Consider the following 18,274-nt stretch of genomic DNA (forward strand, 5'->3'; position numbering starts at 1 on the left):
GGAGACCGATGGCGGTGAGCGGACGGCAGACCGGCAGACCGACGCTGGAGGAGGTCGCGGCCCGGGCGGGTGTCGGGCGTGGCACCGTGTCCCGGGTGATCAACGGCTCGCCCCGGGTCAGTGACCGGGCGAAGGAGGCGGTCGGTCAGGCCATCGCCGAGCTGGGGTACGTCCCCAACCGCGCCGCCCGCGCGCTCGCCGGCGCCCGTACGGACGCCATCGCCCTGGCCATTCCGGAGACCGAGGCCCGCCTGTTCGCCGAGCCGTACTTCCTCGACATCATCCGGGGCGTCAGCGCCGAGCTCGCGGAAGCGGACATGCAACTGCTGCTGACCCTGATCCGGTCCAGCAAGGAACGGCAGCGGTTCGAGCAGTACCTCTCCGCCCAGCGGGTGGACGGCGTGCTGCTCGTCTCCATCCACGGGGACGACCCGCTGCCCGACCTGGTGCGGGAGCTGGGCCTGCCCGCCGTACTCAACGGCCGCCGCTCGGCCGACGAGCCCGTGGCGTACGTCGATTCCGACAACGTGGGTGCCGGCCGTTCGGCCGTCGACCACCTCACCGGCCGGGGGCGCCGCCGTATCGCGACCATCACGGGTCCCCTCGACATGTACGTGGCGCGCTGCCGCCTCGACGGCTACCGCCAGGGCATCGAGGCGGCCGGCCTCCCCGCCGACGACCGGCTGGTCGCCGCCGCCGACTTCACCGAGGAGGGCGGCCGCCGCGCCATGCGCGAACTGCTGGACCGCTGTCCCGACGTGGACGGCGTCTTCGCCGCCTCGGACGTCATGGCGGCGGGTGCCTGCGGCGTCCTGCGCGAGGCGGGCCGGCGGGTTCCCGACGACGTGGCGCTCATCGGCGTCGACGACTCGGCGGTGGCCCGCCTCATGGACCCGCCGCTCACCAGCGTGCGTCAGCCGATCGAGGAGATGGGCCGCCGCATGGCGCGCGCCCTGCTCCAGGAGATCACCGGCCCCGGGTCCCAGCCCTGCCGGGTCGTCCTGCCGACGGAACTGGTGGTCCGCGACTCGACATGAGTCCTGTGCCTCGTTCCGTACCCGAGGCACAGGACAGGACCTGCTGTGCGAAGCCCGTCAGAGCGCCGGGTGGGCGTTCTTCATCAGCTCCTGGAACTGGGCGGAGAACCAGTGACCCGACAGCGGGGCGTTGGGCAGGGAGCCCGACATGCTGTTGCCGTTACGGGGGTTGCCCGTGTACGTCGGGTCGCACATCCGGTCGAAGCCCTTGCCCTCGTCGTTGGGGACCTCGCTGCTCGCCCCGTCCGACTCACCCGGCGGCTTCATCCACACGTACGCGTCGACGCCCGCCGCCGGGGCGGCCTTCGGGCGCTCGCCGAGGCCGGCCCCGGCCTGGTTGCACCAGTTGCCGAGATGGATGCGCCGGTCGTAACGGCCGCCGTTGACGTACGTGTCGACATTGGTCGTCGCGCCGGGACCGGTCGGGCGGGCCGTGCCGCCCCAGCCGTTGCGGGAGGTGTCGATCAGCATGCCGATGTTCTGGTCGAAGCCGAGCGAGACCAGTGTGGCGCGCATGGCCTGGGCGTACGACAGCTCGTCGGTGTACCGGTTCCAGTCGACCCACTTGGACTGCCGCACGGAGACGCCGCCCACCGAGTCCTCGATCCTGAAGTGGTCCTCCTTCAGGGCGCTGTAGTTGGCCGTGTTGACGATGAAGCCGTGCACCGTGGAGACCGTCGAGCCCTCGGCGGTCGCGGCCTGCTTGAACAGTTCGGCGGAGGCGCCGAAGTTGTCGTCCCAGCCGAGCCAGCCGTGATGACCGGCGTCCACGTAGTTGTAGACGTTGCCGACCGCGCCGAGCTTGTTCAGCGCGTATCCGACCCCCTTGATGTAGTTGCCGTTCGCCTTCATCACGTCGCAGGTGGGCGTGGCGGTGGGGCGGGGGGTCACATTGGTGACCAGGTTGGGCAGGGAGTCGATCTCGACGGTCGTGACGATGCGCAGGCCCGCGTACGCGGGGTCGGCGAGGATCGCGGCGATCGGGTCGATGTACCGGGTCTTGTACCTGTCGATCTCCGTCGGGCCCAGTTCGCCGTTGGAGGCGAGCGCGGCGCAGTCGCGGCCCGGCAGGTTGTAGACGACCAGCTGGACGACGAGTTCGCCGGTGCCCTTCTGGCGCAGTGCCTCGTCGAGGTGGTCGCGCAGACCCATGCCGCCGTTCACGCCGTTGATGGCGGCGATGCGGTCCAGCCAGACACCGGTCGGCTGACTGGAGACCCGGCTGCCGCCCGGCTCGGCGGCGGCCTTCGCGGACCACTCGGGGTTCACGTACACCTTGGCGCCCGCGTACGGGTTGTCGACCCGGCTGCCGGACGGCGGCGGGTCGGTCGGCGGGTCCGTCGGACCGCCGTTGCAGGCCACGCCGTTCAGCTTGAACGTCGTGGGGACGGCGTTGGTGCCGCTGTACGAGGCGTTGAAGCCGAAGGAGGCCGAACCGCCGGTGGCCAGGGCGCCGTTGTACGACACGTTCCTGGCGGTGACCGCGGCGCCGGTCTGCGAGGTGGTGGCGTTCCAGGACTGGGTGACGCGCTGGTCGCCTGCGTAGGTCCACTCCAGGGTCCAGGAAGTCACCGGGTCACCGGTGTTGGTGACGGTGACGTTCGCGCCGAAACCGGTGCTCCACTGGTTGGTGACCTGGTAGTCGACCCGGCACCCGGGGGCGGCGGCGCCGGCCTGGGTGCTCAGCGCCGTGGCGGTGGCGCCGGTCGCCGCGAGCAGGGTGCAGGCGGCCAGTAAGGCGGTGCGGCGGGAGGGGGGTGCGGCGGTTCTGGTGCGGCTCATGTCCGGTGCTACCTCTCGGTCGTGGGCGCGCGCCGCCGATCGACGCGGCCCGGTGACGGATGCGTACGGATAGGTGCGGGGGTGCGGAGGAGGTGCGGGTTCGCCGAAGTCACCGGCGGTGAGCGGTGCGTGGGGCGGTGGGAGGGGCGTGCGGGGGGTGTCGCATGAGCGACTCCTTGCAGTCCGGGCGCGTACCCGACCCCGCGCCGACTGAATGGAAGCGCTCCCACTGGTGGAGCAGACCGTAGCGACAAGTTCCGTCAAGGAACAGAGGGTCCGTCACATTTGGTTTTGGTTCTTCTTCGACTCTTCAAGCACCTTGACCCGGCGGCCTCTCCTCCCCATAGTGGGAGCGCTCCCACTGGTTCAAGGCTTGTGCACGTCCTGTCATCCCCGGGCGGACCGCGCTGCCCCCGGCGCGCCGAAGGACCCCCCACTTCGAGAGGAAGCCCGTGCGCACCACACGAGAGTCACGCACCTCACAGTCGTCCCCGCGCGGGAAGAAGTTGCCGCGCTCTTCAGCCCCTGGGCCTGGGGCGACATGACGAAGGGCCGGTCCGCATTCGCGGACCGGCCCTTCGTCGATCAGGGTGAGTAACGGGACTCGAACCCGCGACATCCTGGACCACAACCAGGTGCTCTACCAGCTGAGCTATACCCACCACGACCGGTCTTTTTCCCGACCGGCCGAGAAAAAGTGTACAGGGTCCGAGAGGGTGCTCGCTCCCGCCTTTCGCGCGGGCGGGTCACCGGGCGGGTTACTCGGGCAGGACGTGGCGCGCGGCGATCTCCTTGGCCGTGTCCGAGTCCGGGCCGGGCTGCGGGACGAAGATCGCCTCGCGGTAGTAGCGCAGCTCGGCGATGGACTCGCGGATGTCGGCGAGCGCCCTGTGGTTGCCGGCCTTCTCCGGACTGTTGAAGTACGCCCTCGGGTACCAGCGGCGAGCCAGCTCCTTGACCGAGGAGACATCGACGATCCGGTAGTGGAGGTAGTCCTCCAGCGTCGGCATGTCGCGCAGCAGGAATCCGCGGTCGGTGGAGACCGAGTTTCCGCACAGGGGAGCCTTGCCGGGTTCCTTGACGTGTTCGCGTACGTAGGCGAGGACCTGCTCCTCGGCGTCGGCGAGGGTGGTGCCGTGCGCGAGCTCGTCCAGCAGGCCGGAGGCGGTGTGCATCTGGCGCACCACGTCCGGCATGGTTTCCAGTGCCGCGTCCGGCGGGCGGATCACGATGTCCACACCTTGACCGAGTACGTTCAGTTCCGAGTCGGTGACCAGTGCGGCCACCTCGATAAGTGCGTCATCCGTCAGCGAGAGCCCGGTCATCTCGCAGTCGATCCACACCATGCGATCGTTCATGCGTCCTACCTTAGAGGGGCGGTCGCTGAGGGGGTGCTCTTCCGCACCCCCTCAGCGACCGCCCCTCCATCGCGGTACGCGGGTCTCTCCGGCGGCCCTACGGCGCGCTGCGCTGGCCCGGGAGGGCCGCCCGGCCGCCGCTGAAGGCGTCCGCGTGCGGCCTGCCGTGCTCCGGCGGGGCCGAGGCCGTCGCCGTCGGGCGTCCGTCGCCGGCCGCCGCGGCCGCCCGCCGCGCGGCCGACGGCACCTGTGAGGGCACCATGGGCTCCATGGCGGCCGACGAGGGACCCGACGGCCCCGCCGGGTCACCCTGCGGGCGCCTGGCCCGGTAGGCGGCCCGGTACGCGGCGGGCGAGGAGCCCAGCTGGCGGCGGAAGTGGCCGCGCAGCGCGACGGGCGAGCGGAAGCCGCAGCGTCCCGCCACCTCGTCGACCGAGTAGTCGGACGTCTCCAGCAGCCGCTGGGCCTGGAGCACCCGCTGCGTGATCAGCCACTGGAGCGGGGCCGAGCCCGTGAGCGAGCGGAAGCGCCGGTCGAACGTCCGCCTGCTCATGTACGCGCGGGCCGCGAGGGTCTCCACGTCGAACTGCTCGTGGAGGTGCTCCAGCGCCCACGCCACCACTTCGGCGAGCGGGTCGGCGCCGATCTCCTCCGGAAGCGACCGGTCGAGGTACCGCTCCTGTCCGCCACTGCGCCGCGGCGGCACCACGAGCCGGCGGGCGAGCGCCCCGGCCGCTTCGGTGCCGTGGTCCGTGCGCACGATGTGCAGACAGAGATCGATCCCCGCCGCCGTTCCGGCGGAGGTCAGCACGTCGCCGTCGTCGACGAACAGCTCCCGTGGGTCCACATGGACCGACGGGTACCGCTTGGCGAGCGTCGGCGCGTACATCCAGTGCGTGGTGGCGGGCCGCCCGTCCAGTAAACCGGCGGCGGCGAGTACGAACGCGCCGGTGCACAGTCCGACGATGCGGGCGCCCTCCTCGTGCGCACGGCGCAGCGCGTCGAGCGCCTCGGCCGGTGGCGGCGAGGTGATCGACCGCCAGGCCGGTACGACGACGGTGCCGGCCCGGCTGATGGCCTCCAGCCCGTACGGCGCGGTCAGTTCGAGTCCGCCGGTGGTCCGCAGCGGTCCGTCCTCGCCCGCGCAGACGAGCAGCCTGTAGCGCGGTACTCCGGCGTCCTGGCGGTCAATCCCGAACACCGAGAGTGGGATGGAACTCTCGAAGATGGGGCCGCCGCTGAAGAGCAGCACTGCGACGACCTCGCGGCGGCGCCGTCCGGACAGTTTGCGTCCGGTCTCCGGTGCGGCGGAGTCCTGGCTCATGACGCTAAGCCCCCCTCGGTGTTCGCGTCTCCTAGGTCCTGTCGCTCCTGCACGTTTCCCCTCGGTTTTGCACGAGTCCCCAGTCTTCGATAGTCATGATCGAATCTACTGGGTCCCGTGGCGCCGGAGTGACAAGTTCCGCATCCGGCACTATGTCGACAAGGCAACTTGGCGCGAAGCATTCGATCACGAAGCGTTCCACCTCGGGGGCCGCGCAGGGAAGGCCGCCTCACGCGCATGGCCCATCCGCGTAGGGTGCGAGCGGCCGCCGCGGTCCTTTCTCGCCTGGTGACAAGGGGGTTGGCAGGCCATTCTGGCAAGGAATGGCCATGTGGCCGAAGTTGGCCGAAAACATACGGGCGCGCGTGTGCGAACCCGTCAGTCTCCGGGCGCACACCCCACCCCGTGCCGGCCTCCGCGGTGCGCTCCGGTGCCGGACCTCGAGTGCCTGCCGCGGTGCGGGACGGTCCGCCGCCGGGCCTCCTCGGCGACCCGCTCGGAGCGGCGCAGGAGCACCCGGCAGGCGGCGGTCACGGCGGCCAGCCCGAGAGCGGTTCCGGCCGCACCGCCGAAGGACGTGCCGTACACCAGGAGGACCACGGGGACCAGGGCGCAGCTGAAGGCTGCCCAGCGGACCACGTCGCTCGCCGACTCGGACGCGGACGACGGGGCGGAGGCGGACGGGGGTGCGGGCACGGAGGCTCCCTGATGGCTGCGGGCCGCGGACTGCGGAGTACGGACTGCGGTATGACCGGTCGGGCCGAGTGGCCAACGACAACCGGCCGCCCCGGTCACTGCTCCCCGTCCCCGGATGGGCGCGGTGGAGGGGGTTCGGAGGCTGGCGAGAAACCGCCCAGTCGGCATGGTTGTGGGCGAGGGTCGGGAGGGCGGGAAGGGGACCGACCGGTCGGCATGGCCGCCGCCGCGCCCCGAAGTGTCCGTCACGGAGAGTCACCACGGGGTCGGGGGCGGGGCGGGACCCGGGGCGTGCGTCTCCGGCGGTCCCGGGGTGCCCTGCGCGCGCCGGCCCGGTGCCCGCCGCCACGGGTCCGGACAGTCGGGGGCTCGCGGGTGCCGGACCCGGGCCGCCGACGCGCCGGGGGACGGTGGCCGGGCAGGGCGGGCCGGTCCGGGTGGAGCCGGGCGCGGTACGGCAGGGCGGTGTGCGAGGGCGGTGTTTCCGCAGGTGGCGCCGGGTCCGGGGAGGGAAGGGCGCTGGGGGCGGTGGGTCGGCGGACGGCTGTAGGGGCCACCCGGCATTGCCATACGGGACGGGCTCGTGCATGCTCCCTGGAACGCCGTGTGACCGCCGCGGCAGGGTGGCGGGCACTGGGCAGCAAGGGAGTGCCGCCGTACCCTTGGGGGTATGGGGTCGGGAAGATGATTCCCGGACACAGCTCCGTCGCCAACCGTTGGACCCCTGCTCCTTCCCACGAGGACGTTCTTCGCCGAGACACCGATGGCCGGTCACGAAATCCCTGAACCCGCGGACCGCAGGCAGGTCGCCGACTCCCCGGTCGACCCCCTCGCGGCGGACGAGACACGCCACTCCTGCGATCCCGCCTTCCAGCACGGGGTGGTCGTCGGCTTCGACGGCTCGACGTCCAGCGAGCGAGCCCTCGCCTACGCCATCGGCATGGCCCGGCGGTCCGGCTCCGGCCTGATCATCGTGCACGTGGCGAACCGGCTGCCCACCACCGTCTGGGCCGGCTGTGAGCCGCCCGTCTTCGTCGACGTACCCGACCACCGCACCGAGGTGCTCGGACTGGAACTGGCCTGCGCGGACTACCTGTCCGAGGTGCCGTGGATCCTCGTCGAGCGCGGCGGCGACATCTGCCACGAGCTGGAGGAGGTCGGCCGCGAGTACTCGGCCGACGCCATCGTCGTCGGCTCCACGCACGGCATCGTCGGCCGGATCTTCGGTTCGGTCGCCGGACGGCTGGCGCGGCGCGCGCAGCGGCCCGTCGTCGTCATCCCGTAGCCCCGCCGTCATCTCCCGGTGATGCGGCGTCAATTTCCTTCCCTTTAGGCGAAATTCGGCCGCCCCACGAGGTGGGTTGTGCGCTTGTGAAGGGTATATCCAGGTGGCTGGGAAGCAGCACAAAACTGCACATGAGCATGAAGGGAGCCCGCCGTGGACAACGACGTCTCTGCGGGGAGCACCACCTCTACTCTCGGCCACCTCGCACTCGGTCTGACGCTGCTGGCGTTCGGTATCGGCGGTACCGGTGTGATCGACAACGTCGCGGCCTCCGACGCCGCGAACCTCGCGACCTGGGTCGGCGGGGTCGCCCTCTTCGTCGCCGGTCTGTTCGAACTGCACGCGGGCAACGGCCGCACCGGCACCGCGTTCGCCGGCCTCGGCGCCTTCTGGTTCGCCTGGGGCACGGGCGCGGGCGGCGGGGTCTCGGCGGAGGCCGGCGGGCTGTTCATGCTCCTGTGGGCGATGCTGTCGCTCAGCCTGACGGCTGCCGCCTCCGGCACCGGGCGGCTCGGGCAGGGCGTGTACGGGCTGCTGACCCTCTCCCTGCTGCTCTCCGGCATCGGCGCCTTCGCGGACGCCTCCGTGCTCGCCCGGATCGGCGGCTGGGCCGCCGCACTCGCGGGCCTCGGCGCCTGGTACGGCGCGACCGCGTCGCTGGCCAAGTGGCCCACGTTCGAAGGGCGCGCCGCGGGCCGGGGTGTGACGGCCACCGGCTGAGCGGCCACGAGGCCGGTGCGGGGCGGCACCGGCCGTACGAAAGGGGCGACCCCCGGCGCGTTGGTGGCACGCGCCGGGGGTCGCCCGCACCCGGGACTACTCCACCGTGACCGACTTGGCGAGGTTCCGCGGCTTGTCGATGTCCCGGCCCAGGGCCAGGGCCGTGTGGTAGGCGAGGAGCTGGAGCGGGATGCCCATGAGGATCGGGTCCAGCTCGTCCTCGTTCTTCGGGACGATGATCGTGTGGTCGGCCTTCTCCTGCTCCTGGTGGGCGACCGCGAGGATCTTGCCGCTGCGGGCCTTGATCTCCTCCATCGCGGCCCGGTTCTTCTCCAGCAGGGAGTCGTTCGGGACGATGGCGACGGTCGGCATGGCGGGCTCGATGAGCGCCAGCGGGCCGTGCTTGAGCTCGGAGGCCGGGTACGCCTCGGCGTGGATGTAGGAGATCTCCTTGAGCTTCAGGGAGGCCTCCAGCGCGACCGGGTAGCCCCGGACACGGCCGATGAACATCATCGACTTGGCGTCCGCGTACTCGGCGGCGAGCTTCTTGATGTCCTCCTCGCCCTCGAGGATCTCCTGGATCTGGGCGGGCAGCTTGCGCAGGCCCTCGATGATCCGCTTGCCGTCGGCGACCGACAGGTCGCGGATGCGGCCCAGGTGCAGGGCGAGCAGCGCGAAGGCGACGACCGTGTTGGTGAAGCACTTGGTGGAGACGACGCAGACCTCCGGGCCGGCGTGGACGTACACGCCGCCGTCCGCCTCGCGGGCGATCGCCGAGCCCACCACGTTCACGACGCCGAGCACGCGGGCGCCCTTGCGCTTCAGCTCCTGCACGGCGGCCAGCACGTCGTAGGTCTCACCGGACTGCGAGACGGCGATGTACAGGGTGTCGGGGTCCACGACCGGGTTGCGGTAGCGGAACTCGGAGGCCGGCTCGGAGTCGGCCGGGATGCGGGCCAGGCCCTCGATCAGCGAGGCGCCGATCAGACCGGCGTGGTACGAGGTGCCGCAACCGAGGATCTTCACGCGGCGGATGCCACGGGCCTCGCGGGCGTCCAGGTTCAGGCCGCCGAGGTGCACGGTGGAGAACTTCTCGTCGATGCGGCCGCGCAGGACGCGGTCGACGGCGTCGGGCTGCTCCGAGATCTCCTTGTGCATGTACGTGTCGTGGCCGCCCATGTCGAAGGAGGCGGCCTCCCACTCCACGGTCTCGGGCGTGGCGGTGGTCAGCGTGCCCGACGTGGTGTAGGTGCGGAACTCGTCGGCCTTGAGGGTGGCCATCTCGCCGTCGTCGAGGGTGACGATCTGGCGGGTGTGGGCGATCAGCGCGGCGATGTCGGAGGCGACGAGCATCTCCTTCTCGCCGATGCCGAGGACGACCGGGGAGCCGTTGCGGGCGACGACGATGCGGTCGTTGAAGTCGGCGTGCATGACGGCGATGCCGTACGTGCCCTCGACGACCTTGAGCGCCTCGCGGACCTTCTCCTCCAGGGTCTCGGCCTGGGAGCGGGCGATCAGGTGGGTGAGGACCTCGGTGTCGGTCTCCGAGGCGAAGACCACGCCCTCCGCCTCCAGCTTGGCGCGCAGCTCGAGGGCGTTGTCGACGATGCCGTTGTGGACGACCGCGACCTTGTTCTCGGGGTCCATGTGCGGGTGGGAGTTCACGTCGCTGGGGGCGCCGTGGGTGGCCCAGCGGGTGTGGGCGATGCCGGTGGTGCCGGTGAAGCGCTTGGGGACGCGGGCCTCCAGGTCACGGACGCGACCCTTGGCCTTGACCATCTTCAGGCCGGTGGCCTTGGGGCTGGTGATCACCATGCCCGCCGAGTCGTACCCCCGGTACTCCAGCCGCGCCAGACCCTCCAGCAGCAGCGGAGCCACGTCACGCTTACCGATGTAACCGACGATTCCGCACATAAAGTGTTGCCCCTCCGAATGATTGCGGGTGTGTGCTCGGCTTCGACGCTCAGCCGTAGACGATGCGGCGCAGCTGCCGGAGCGAGAGCTCCGGTGGCGCCACGGCGCGGTGCGGCAGTTCGGCCGCGATGCGCTCGAAGATCGTGGCGTTCACCTCGCCGCCGGACTGCAGTTCACGGTGGCGGCGGCGGACGAACTCCTCCGTCGTCTCGTCGAAGTACGCCAGCACGTCGAGCACCACCCGGGCGGCCTCACCACGCTGGAGCGCGGTGCTGCGGACCAGGTGGTCGATGAGGTCGTCGTGCGACGGGCGGTGTTCGAGCACTCGTAGATATTGAAGGAAGGGCATATGGATGGCAACAATCCTGCCCGATATCGGGCAGGCGTGCGTCCGTTTTGCTTAGAGTTGCCGGAGAATCGCTTGTTTCGCGGTGCTGAACTCGTCGTCCGTGAGAATCCCCGTCCGGTGCAGCTCGCCCAGTTCCCTCAGCCGCCGCAGCAGGACGTCATGGTCGGCGGCGGGCGCCGGCTCCGGCGCGGGCGGCACGGTGGCCTGCGTGGCGTTCGGGTGCGGCAGCCGGGCCACCACGGCCGCGCCGACCAGCGCCATCAGCGGGTCCTTGCGGAAGCCCCACAGCTCCACCGCGTGCGGATCGTACTTGGGCGCCGGGGGAGCGGCCGCCGTGCCGGTGCCCACCCGGAACCGCAGGTAGCCGTTCTCCAGCCCCGCGGCCGGCAGCCACTCCACCGCGCGCACGTCCGCCAGCGCCAGGGTGCGGTCGCCCCCGGACGCCTTGGACTCCTCGGTCTTCCAGTTCCACTCCAGGCGGATGCGCTCCCCGTCGAACGTCACCGTGGCGTCCCCCGCCCCCGCGGTGATCGGCAGTGCGGGGCCGGGCAGCAGGTACGCGTCCACGGGACCCGTCTCCACCTGCTCCAGCAGCATCGCGTGACGCACCTCGTCCACGAAGTACTCCGCCACCCCGCTGCGGTCGTTCGCCACCGCCAGCCGGTACGGGTCCGAGCCGTCCGCCGGCTTGCCCCCGGTGACCTGGAGGAGCGGATCGGCACCGTCACGCAGGCGCAGCCGCAGCCGTCCCGACTTCTTGCCCGCCTCGAACGAGATCCCGGCCAACGCCCTCAGAGGTACGGCGATCTCCCCGAGCGTCCGGCGCAGCAGCCCCACGCTCTTGTCACCGCCCGGCACGATGCGTATGACGTCCCCGTCGAAACTCCAGGTCCCGTCCTTCTGGATGATTTCCGTCATGCCGACGATTCTGGCATCGAGGGGCGCCCGCCCCATGATCGCCTCGACCGGAGATGGTCTATACCTTGACCCGCTCCGGGACGCACGGTACGCATGGTGACCGTTCGGTTGCACAGCCCACAGTTGCGACGCCCCTCGAAGGGACCAGCTTGTGAGACAGCGCAGAACGTTCCCCCGCCTCCGCCTCCTCGGTTCGCTGCTGCTCGTGGTGGCCGCCGGGGTCGCCGGGACCGGAGCCGCGCCCGGCGGCGCCGCAGCGGCGCCCAGCGCGCGGCCGCTCGGCGACATCGTGCCCGCGCCCTCCTCCGTACGCCCCGGCGGCGGCCCCTACACGCTGACCGCCCGCACCCGGATCCATGTGGACGACGACTCGCGCGAGGCCCGCCGCGTCGGGGCGTACCTCGCGGACGTGCTGCGGCCGTCCACCGGGTACGCGCTGCCCGTCGTGGACGACGACGAAGGGCGCGGCGGCATCCGGCTGCGGCTCAGCGGCCGGGAGACGGCGCTCGGCGACGAGGGCTACCGGATGGAGTCCGGCCCGAGAGGGGTCACCATCACCGCCCGGGGGCCGGCCGGGCTCTTCCACGGCGTCCAGACGCTCCGCCAGCAGCTCCCGGCCTCCGTGGAGGAGGGCACGCGGCAGCCGGGCCCCTGGAAGGTCGCCGGCGGCACGATCACCGACACGCCCCGCTACGGCTACCGGGGCGCGATGCTCGACGTGTCCCGGCACTTCTTCACCGTCGAACAGGTCAAGCGCTACATCGACCAGATGGCCCTCTACAAGATCAACAAGCTGCACCTGCACCTCAGCGACGACCAGGGCTGGCGCATCGCCATCGACTCCTGGCCCCGCCTGGCCACCCGCGGCGGCTCCACCCAGGTCGGCGGCGGGCCCGGCGGGTACTACACCAAGGCCCAGTACAAGGACATCGTCGCGTACGCCGCCTCCCGCCACCTGGAGGTCGTGCCCGAGATCGACATGCCCGGCCACACCAACGCCGCCCTCGCCTCGTACGCCGAGCTGAACTGCGACGGCGTCGCCCCGCCCCTCTACACGGGCACCGAGGTCGGCTTCAGCTCCCTGTGCGTGGCGAAGGACGTCACGTACGACTTCGTCGACGACGTCGTCCGCGAGCTCGCCGCGCTCACCCCCGGCCGGTACCTCCACATCGGCGGCGACGAGGCGCACTCCACCAGCCACCAGGACTACGTCGCCTTCATGGACCGGGCGCAGGCCACCGTGGCGAAGTACGGCAAGACGGTCGTCGGGTGGCACCAGCTCGTCGGCGCGAACCCGGCGAAGGGAGCCCTCGCCCAGTACTGGGGCCTGGACCGCACCAGCGACGCCGAGAAGGCGCGGGTGGCGAACGCCGCACGCAACGGCACCCGGCTGATCCTGTCACCCGGCGACCGGCTCTACCTCGACATGAAGTACACCAAGGACACCCCGCTCGGGCTGTCCTGGGCGGGGTACGTCGAGGTCCGGCGGTCCTACGACTGGGACCCGGGGGCCTACCTGCCGGGCGTGCCCGCGGGCGCCGTCGCGGGCGTCGAGGCACCGCTGTGGAGCGAGACCGTCTCGTCGAGCGCGCACATCGACCGGATGGCGTTCCCGAGGCTGATCGGCGCGGCGGAACTCGGATGGTCCCCCGCAGCCACCCACGACTGGGAGACGTACAGGCAGCGGCTCGCGGGGCAGGGGCCGCGCCTGGAGGCGCTGGGCGTCGACTACTACCGGTCGCCGCAGGTGCCGTGGCGGACGCAGTGAGAAAGCCGGGGCGCTGAACGGAGGACCGTACTCCGTTCAGCGCCCCGGCCGGTCCGGGTTACGCGAACCGCGCGATCGGGTTCGGCAGCGTGCCGACGAACTGCAGCGCGCCGGACGGGTCGGCCAGGTCCACCATCTGCTTGTTGTTGCGCAGCTGGAGGCGGTTGAGGCACGAGAGCGTGAACTCGTCGGCGAACATGTCGTACTGCGTGAACTTGTCCGCCAGCTCCGGCTTCGAGTCCTGGTACGCCTTCACGCACTCCGCGACCGTCCGCCAGAAGCCGTCCTCGTCCACCACGCCCTCGGCGGCGAGCGTCGCACCCAGGAAGCGGAAGAAGCAGTCGAAGACGTCGGTGAAGACGGACAGCAGTTTGGTGTCCTCGGGCACGTCGACCCGGATCCGCTCCACCGCCGGCGGCAGCACCGCGTCGGGGTCCATGACCGCGATCTCCTCGGCGATGTCCTTGAAGATCGCACGCTCGACGACGCCGTCCTCGATCACCAGGATCACGTTCTCGCCGTGCGGCATCCACACCAGGTCGTAGGCGTAGAAGGTGTGCAGGATCGGCAGCAGGTACGCGTCCAGGTAGCGGCGCAGCCACTCCGTCGGCGCCAGGCCCGACTCGGCGATCAGCGCGCCCGCGAACGACGCGCCCTCGTGGTCGGTGTGCAGCAGCGACGCCATGGTGGCCAGGCGCTGCCCGTCCTCGACGGTCGGCACCGGGCTCTCGCGCCACAGCGCGGCGAGCATCTTGCGGTACGGGGAGTACCGGTCCGTCGCGGCCTCGTACTCCAGGTGCCGGTAGCCGACCGCCGCGCGCTCGCGGATGATCGAGAAGCGGGCCGCCTTCAGGACGTCGTCGCTCTCGACGAGGTGCGCCAGCCAGTCGTTGATGGCCGGGGTCGCCTCCATATAGGCGGCGGACAGGCCGCGCATGAAGCCCATGTTGAGGACCGAGATGGCCGTCTTGACGTAGTGCTTGGCCGGGTCGTTCGTGTTGAAGAACGTACGGATCGACTGCTGGGCCAGGTACTGGTCGTCGCCCTCGCCGAGGAACACCAGGCGCTGCTGGGCGATCTCGGCGGCGAAGGTGACGGACAGCTTGTTCCACCACTGCCAGGGGTGGACGGGCACGAGCAGGTAGTCGGCGAAGTCCAGGCCCCGGTCGGCGAGCGTCCGGGCGAAGCCGTCGACGGCCGCGTCACCCAGCTCGGCGCGGACGAAGCTCTCGTAGTCGATGCCCTCGCCCGCCGTGAAGGTGGTGCGGTCGCGGTGGGCGGCCAGCCAGATCAGCCGGACGGGGTTCGCGGCCTCCGGCGCGTAGGCGTGGTACTCGTCGATGCCGAAGCCCAGGCGCCCGTTGTTGGCGACGAAGCAGGGGTGGCCCTCGGTCATGCCGGTCTCGACGGCCTGGAAGTCGGCCTTCGCCAGCTCGGCGGCGGGCACCTGCGGCTTGGTGGACTTGTAGGCCGTGCCGGAGAGGGTGGAGGAGATCTCCTCCAGGTACACCGGCAGGATCTCGTCGCTCAGGCCGAGGGAGCCGCGCAGGTCGATGACGAACCGCAGCGCGTCCAGCGGGAGCTCCTCGCCGCCCTGGTGGCGGCTGATGGAGTCGGCGTCCACCTGCCAGTGGTCGAGGGCGAACCGGCGGGCGGTGAAGCGGTACTCGGTGGTGCCGTCGTCGCTGAGGACGCGGTAGCCGTTGCCGCCCAGGGACTCGGGGTCGAGCAGCCGCTCATGGGCGAACTCGGCGAGGCCCTTGCGGATCAGCAGGCGGTTGGCGTGCGCCCAGCGCTCGGGGGTGAGGTGCGCGACGGGGTTCATCGGGCGGCCCCGACCGCCGCGTGGCCGCGACTCTTCACGAAGCGCTCCCGGGTGCAGAAGCTCAGGTACGCGTCCTTCTCCGGCTTGGCTATCCGCTCGGCTATCTCGAAGCCGACGGCCTCGTTCAGCGCGTGGACGGCCTCGTTGCGCACGTCGGGTTCGACGACGACCCGCTCGGTCGCCGGGTCGCGGAACAGCTCCTCCATCACGGCGGTGATGACCGCGCGGGTGAAGCCGTGGACGGGCGTGTCGGTGGGTGCGACCAGGAAGTGCATGCCGACGTCGCCCGGGCGGGCCTCGTACAGCCCCACCAGCTCGACCTTGGACGGGTCGTACCGCTCCATGAGGAAGGCGGGCTCGCCGTCACGGAGGCCGATGAAGGCGTCGTGGTGCTCGTGGGCCGCGATGGCCATGTACTCGCGCTCGACGTCCGCGACGGTGTGGTTCTGCATCATCCAGAAGGCGGCCTTCGGATGGGTGACCCAGCCGTGGATCAGCTCGCCGTCCGTGAGGGGGTCGAGGGGGCGGAAGGTGAACGTCCCGAGGGACAGGGTGGTGCTCATACGGCGAACTCCTGGAACGCGATGGACTTCTCGACGGTGTAGTACGGGGAGCCGAGCAGTTCACCGATGATGTACGCGTTGCGGTAGGCGCCCATGCCCAGATCGGGGCTGGTGATCGAGTGGGTGTGCACGCCGGCGTTCTGCAGGAAGATGCCACGGCCGGTGGTGTCGATGGAGTAGTTCCGGGCGACGTCGTAGCGGCCCTGGCCGTCCCAGCGGATGCGGTCCCTGACCGGCTCCAGGAAGGCGGGAGTGACGTACTTGTAGCCGGTGGCGAGGATCAGGCCGTCGGTCTGGATCTCGAAGTCCTTGCCCTGCTCCTCCTGGCGGAGGCCGAGCGTGTACGTGCCGTTCTCGTAGGTCGCGCTGTTGAGCGAGGAGTTGGTGAGCAGACGGGTGGGGACCGGGCCGCCGAGGTTCTTCTGGTACAGCAGGTCGAAGATGGCGTCGATCAGCTCGCCGTCGATGCCCTTGAACAGACCCTTCTGCTGGGACTCCAGGCGGTAGCGGGTGGCCTCGGGGAGGGCGTGGAAGTAGTCCACGTACTCGGGGGAGGTCATCTCCAGCGTGAGCTTGGTGTACTCCAGCGGGAAGAAGCGCGGGGAGCGGGTGACCCAGTTCAGGCGGTAGCCGTGGACGTCGATCTCGTTCAGCAGGTCGTAGTAGATCTCGGCGGCGCTCTGGCCGCTGCCCACGAGGGTGATGGACTTCTTCTTCTGGAGCGCTTCCTTGTTCGGCAGGTAGCGCGAGTTGTGGATGAAGTCGCCGTCCAGGCCCTGGCAGGCGTCCGGGATGTACGGCGGGGTGCCGGTGCCCAGGACGAGGTGACGGGCGCGGAACGTTTCGCCGGCGGTGGTGAGGACCGTGTACAGCTCTTCCCCGGCGTCGTACTCGACCTTCTCGACCGTGGTCGAGAAGCGGATGCTGCTCAGCTTGGACGCGGCCCAGCGGCAGTAGTCGTTGTACTCCGTCCGCAGCGGATAGAAGTTCTCGCGGATGTAGAAGGAGTACAGCCGGCCGTTCTCCTTGAGGTACTGGAGGAAGGAGTACGGCGAGGTCGGGTCGGCCAGGGTGACGAGGTCCGACATGAACGGCGTCTGGAGGTGGGCGCCTTCGAGGAACATGCCGGAGTGCCACTCGAAGCCCGGCTTCGATTCGAGGAAGACGCCGTTGAGCTCGTCGATCGGCTCGGTCAGGCAGGCGAGGCCGAGGTTGAACGGACCCAGTCCGATACCGACGAAATCGTGGATGTCACGAGGCGTGGACAAGGTTTTCTCCAAGGTACTGCTCGGCGTGGCCGGCGATCAGGTCGAGGACGGCGGTGATGTCGTGCACGGTCGTCTCGGGATTGAGCAGGGTGAACTTGAGGTACTGGCGGCCGTCGACCTTCGTACCGGCGACGACGGCCTCGCCCGACGCGAACAGCGCCTTGCGGGCGTAGAGGTTGGCGCGGTCGATCTCGGCGGGCGAGGTGACGGCGGCCGGGATGTAACGGAAGACGAGGGTGGACAGCGACGGCTCGACGACCACGTCGTAGCGCGGGTCGGCGGCGAGCACGTCCCAGCCGGCGGCGGCCAGGTCGCACACCTCGTCGAAGAGCTGTCCGACACCGTCGGCGCCCATGACGCGCAGGGTCATCCACAGCTTGAGGGCGTCGAAGCGGCGGGTGGTCTGGAGCGACTTGTCGACCTGGTTGGGGATGCGCTCCTCCACGGTGCGGCGCGGGTTGAGGTACTCCGCGTGGTACGTGGCGTGGCGCAGCGTCGCCCCGTCCCTGACCAGGACGGCGGAGGAGCTGACCGGCTGGAAGAACGACTTGTGGTAGTCGACCGTGACCGAGTCGGCGCGCTCGATGCCGTCGAGGAGGTGGCGGCGGGTGGGCGAGGCGAGCAGCCCGCAGCCGTAGGCCGCGTCGACGTGCATCCAGGCGCCGTACTGGCCGGCCAGCTCGGCGATCTCGGGCAGCGGGTCGATGGAGCCGAAGTCGGTGGTGCCGGCGGTCGCGACGATCGCCATGGGCGTCAGGCCCTGGGCGGCGCACAGCTCCAGCTCGGCGGCGAGGGCGACGGACTGCATGCGCTTGTCGCGGTCGGTGGGGATCGCGATGACGGCCTTGGGGGAGAGGCCGAGGAGTTTGGCCGACTTCTGGACGCTGAAGTGGCTGCACTCGGAGGTGAAGATGCGCAGTTTCGCCAGGTCGTCCGTCTTGGACTCCTCGCGGGCCAGCAGCAGCGCCTGGAGGTTGGACTGCGTACCGCCGCTGGTGAAGACACCGTCGGCGGCGGGGCCGAGGCCGCAGCGGCCGGTGGTCCAGTCGATCAGTTTGCGCTCGATGAGCGTGCCGCCGACGCTCTGGTCCCAGGTGTCGAGGGAGGAGTTGACGGCCGAGAGGACCGCTTCGCCGAGCACCGCCGGGATGACGACCGGGCAGTTGAGGTGGCCCAGGTAGCGCGGGTGGTGGAAGTAGACGGCGTCGCGGAGGTAGACCTGCTCCAGCTCGTCGAGGGCGGCCGAGGAGTCGCCGAGCGGCTTGTCGAGGTCGACGCCGGCGATGACGGGAGCCAGTTCGTCGGGGGTGACGCCGGTGAACGGCTGCCGGGTGGAGGCGAGCCGGTTCGCCACCCGCTCGACTCCTTCGGTGACGGAACGCCGGTACTGCTCGGCGGTTGCGTCATTGAGCAGGTGCGAGCGCATGCAAGGTCCTCCCGGGTACGGGACTTGATCGGCCCTCAGGG

General features: G+C 70.6%; 15 protein-coding genes and 1 tRNA gene. 4 read left to right on the forward strand and 12 right to left on the reverse strand.

What is annotated here, in order from left to right; genetic code table 11:
- Positions 1-8: 8 nt before the first annotated feature.
- Positions 9-1,037, forward strand: coding sequence for a LacI family DNA-binding transcriptional regulator (locus tag ACZ6C1_RS11740; protein WP_469240100.1), 1,029 nt, complete (start codon positions 9-11; stop codon positions 1,035-1,037).
- A 57-nt stretch (positions 1,038-1,094) separates the two neighbouring features.
- On the opposite strand, the gene ACZ6C1_RS11745 is transcribed toward ACZ6C1_RS11740, so the two are convergent.
- The 5 genes from ACZ6C1_RS11745 to ACZ6C1_RS11765 form a co-directional block, all read right to left on the reverse strand.
- Entirely contained in the window at positions 1,095-2,819 is a 1,725-nt protein-coding gene (locus tag ACZ6C1_RS11745; RefSeq protein WP_469240101.1) for a glycoside hydrolase family 6 protein, read from the reverse strand.
- A 589-nt stretch (positions 2,820-3,408) separates the two neighbouring features.
- Positions 3,409-3,481, reverse strand: a tRNA-His gene (locus tag ACZ6C1_RS11750).
- Positions 3,482-3,577: 96 nt separating this feature from the next.
- Complete coding sequence (gene orn, locus ACZ6C1_RS11755) at positions 3,578-4,177, reverse strand: oligoribonuclease (RefSeq protein WP_469240102.1); 600 nt, start codon at positions 4,175-4,177, stop codon at positions 3,578-3,580.
- A gap of 97 nt (positions 4,178-4,274) precedes the next feature.
- Entirely contained in the window at positions 4,275-5,501 is a 1,227-nt protein-coding gene (locus ACZ6C1_RS11760) for a helix-turn-helix domain-containing protein (RefSeq protein WP_469240103.1), read from the reverse strand.
- 378 nt (positions 5,502-5,879) lie between these two features.
- On the reverse strand, positions 5,880-6,197 hold the full coding sequence (locus ACZ6C1_RS11765) for a hypothetical protein (RefSeq protein WP_469240104.1): 318 nt from the start codon (positions 6,195-6,197) through the stop codon (positions 5,880-5,882).
- A 763-nt stretch (positions 6,198-6,960) separates the two neighbouring features.
- Here ACZ6C1_RS11765 and ACZ6C1_RS11770 point away from each other — a divergent pair.
- Complete coding sequence (locus ACZ6C1_RS11770) at positions 6,961-7,482, forward strand: universal stress protein (RefSeq protein ID WP_073750871.1); 522 nt, start codon at positions 6,961-6,963, stop codon at positions 7,480-7,482.
- Between the two features lie 153 nt (positions 7,483-7,635).
- Positions 7,636-8,202, forward strand: coding sequence for a GPR1/FUN34/YaaH family transporter (locus tag ACZ6C1_RS11775; protein ID WP_469240105.1), 567 nt, complete (start codon positions 7,636-7,638; stop codon positions 8,200-8,202).
- 96 nt (positions 8,203-8,298) lie between these two features.
- Here ACZ6C1_RS11775 and glmS read toward each other — a convergent pair whose 3' ends face one another.
- The 3 genes from glmS to ACZ6C1_RS11790 form a co-directional block, all read right to left on the reverse strand.
- On the reverse strand, positions 8,299-10,116 hold the full coding sequence (gene glmS / locus ACZ6C1_RS11780) for a glutamine--fructose-6-phosphate transaminase (isomerizing) (RefSeq protein WP_469240106.1): 1,818 nt from the start codon (positions 10,114-10,116) through the stop codon (positions 8,299-8,301).
- Between the two features lie 49 nt (positions 10,117-10,165).
- Positions 10,166-10,441, reverse strand: coding sequence for a hypothetical protein (locus ACZ6C1_RS11785; RefSeq protein WP_064069380.1), 276 nt, complete (start codon positions 10,439-10,441; stop codon positions 10,166-10,168).
- 75 nt (positions 10,442-10,516) lie between these two features.
- The gene (locus ACZ6C1_RS11790; RefSeq protein ID WP_469240107.1) at positions 10,517-11,383 is read right to left on the reverse strand and encodes a DUF4429 domain-containing protein; all 867 of its coding nucleotides are present in this window, start codon (positions 11,381-11,383) and stop codon (positions 10,517-10,519) included.
- 151 nt (positions 11,384-11,534) lie between these two features.
- Between ACZ6C1_RS11790 and ACZ6C1_RS11795 the strand changes: the two genes are divergently transcribed.
- Positions 11,535-13,151, forward strand: a complete 1,617-nt coding sequence (locus ACZ6C1_RS11795) for a beta-N-acetylhexosaminidase (RefSeq protein WP_469240108.1) — start codon at positions 11,535-11,537, stop codon at positions 13,149-13,151.
- 58 nt (positions 13,152-13,209) lie between these two features.
- Here the strand turns inward: ACZ6C1_RS11795 and ACZ6C1_RS11800 are convergent, their stop codons facing one another.
- The 4 genes from ACZ6C1_RS11800 to ACZ6C1_RS11815 are packed head-to-tail and all read right to left on the reverse strand — an operon-like array spanning position 13,210 to position 18,233.
- Positions 13,210-14,976, reverse strand: a complete 1,767-nt coding sequence (locus ACZ6C1_RS11800) for an IucA/IucC family protein (protein WP_469240109.1) — start codon at positions 14,974-14,976, stop codon at positions 13,210-13,212.
- On the reverse strand, positions 14,973-15,539 hold the full coding sequence (locus ACZ6C1_RS11805; protein ID WP_469240110.1) for a GNAT family N-acetyltransferase: 567 nt from the start codon (positions 15,537-15,539) through the stop codon (positions 14,973-14,975). Before ACZ6C1_RS11805 ends, ACZ6C1_RS11800 begins: the two co-directional genes overlap by 4 nt.
- Positions 15,536-16,807, reverse strand: coding sequence for a lysine N(6)-hydroxylase/L-ornithine N(5)-oxygenase family protein (locus tag ACZ6C1_RS11810; RefSeq protein ID WP_469240111.1), 1,272 nt, complete (start codon positions 16,805-16,807; stop codon positions 15,536-15,538). Before ACZ6C1_RS11810 ends, ACZ6C1_RS11805 begins: the two co-directional genes overlap by 4 nt.
- On the reverse strand, positions 16,791-18,233 hold the full coding sequence (locus ACZ6C1_RS11815) for a pyridoxal phosphate-dependent decarboxylase family protein (protein WP_469240112.1): 1,443 nt from the start codon (positions 18,231-18,233) through the stop codon (positions 16,791-16,793). The genes ACZ6C1_RS11810 and ACZ6C1_RS11815 overlap by 17 nt, the downstream gene beginning before the upstream one ends.
- Positions 18,234-18,274 lie beyond the last annotated feature (41 nt).

It is taken from the genome of Streptomyces sp. NPDC041796 (assembly GCF_055590785.1).

What these genes read in the sequence shown, in the direction of transcription:
- ACZ6C1_RS11740 (WP_469240100.1), top strand. Translation starts at nt 9, where the DNA reads ATGGCGGTGAGCGGACGGCAGACCGGCAGACCGACGCTGGAGGAGGTC.
- ACZ6C1_RS11745 (WP_469240101.1), bottom strand. Translation starts at nt 2,819, where the DNA reads ATGAGCCGCACCAGAACCGCCGCACCCCCCTCCCGCCGCACCGCCTTA.
- orn (WP_469240102.1), bottom strand. Translation starts at nt 4,177, where the DNA reads ATGAACGATCGCATGGTGTGGATCGACTGCGAGATGACCGGGCTCTCG.
- ACZ6C1_RS11760 (WP_469240103.1), bottom strand. Translation starts at nt 5,501, where the DNA reads ATGAGCCAGGACTCCGCCGCACCGGAGACCGGACGCAAACTGTCCGGA.
- ACZ6C1_RS11770 (WP_073750871.1), top strand. Translation starts at nt 6,961, where the DNA reads ATGGCCGGTCACGAAATCCCTGAACCCGCGGACCGCAGGCAGGTCGCC.
- glmS (WP_469240106.1), bottom strand. Translation starts at nt 10,116, where the DNA reads ATGTGCGGAATCGTCGGTTACATCGGTAAGCGTGACGTGGCTCCGCTG.
- ACZ6C1_RS11790 (WP_469240107.1), bottom strand. Translation starts at nt 11,383, where the DNA reads ATGACGGAAATCATCCAGAAGGACGGGACCTGGAGTTTCGACGGGGAC.
- ACZ6C1_RS11800 (WP_469240109.1), bottom strand. Translation starts at nt 14,976, where the DNA reads ATGAACCCCGTCGCGCACCTCACCCCCGAGCGCTGGGCGCACGCCAAC.
- ACZ6C1_RS11805 (WP_469240110.1), bottom strand. Translation starts at nt 15,539, where the DNA reads ATGAGCACCACCCTGTCCCTCGGGACGTTCACCTTCCGCCCCCTCGAC.
- ACZ6C1_RS11815 (WP_469240112.1), bottom strand. Translation starts at nt 18,233, where the DNA reads ATGCGCTCGCACCTGCTCAATGACGCAACCGCCGAGCAGTACCGGCGT.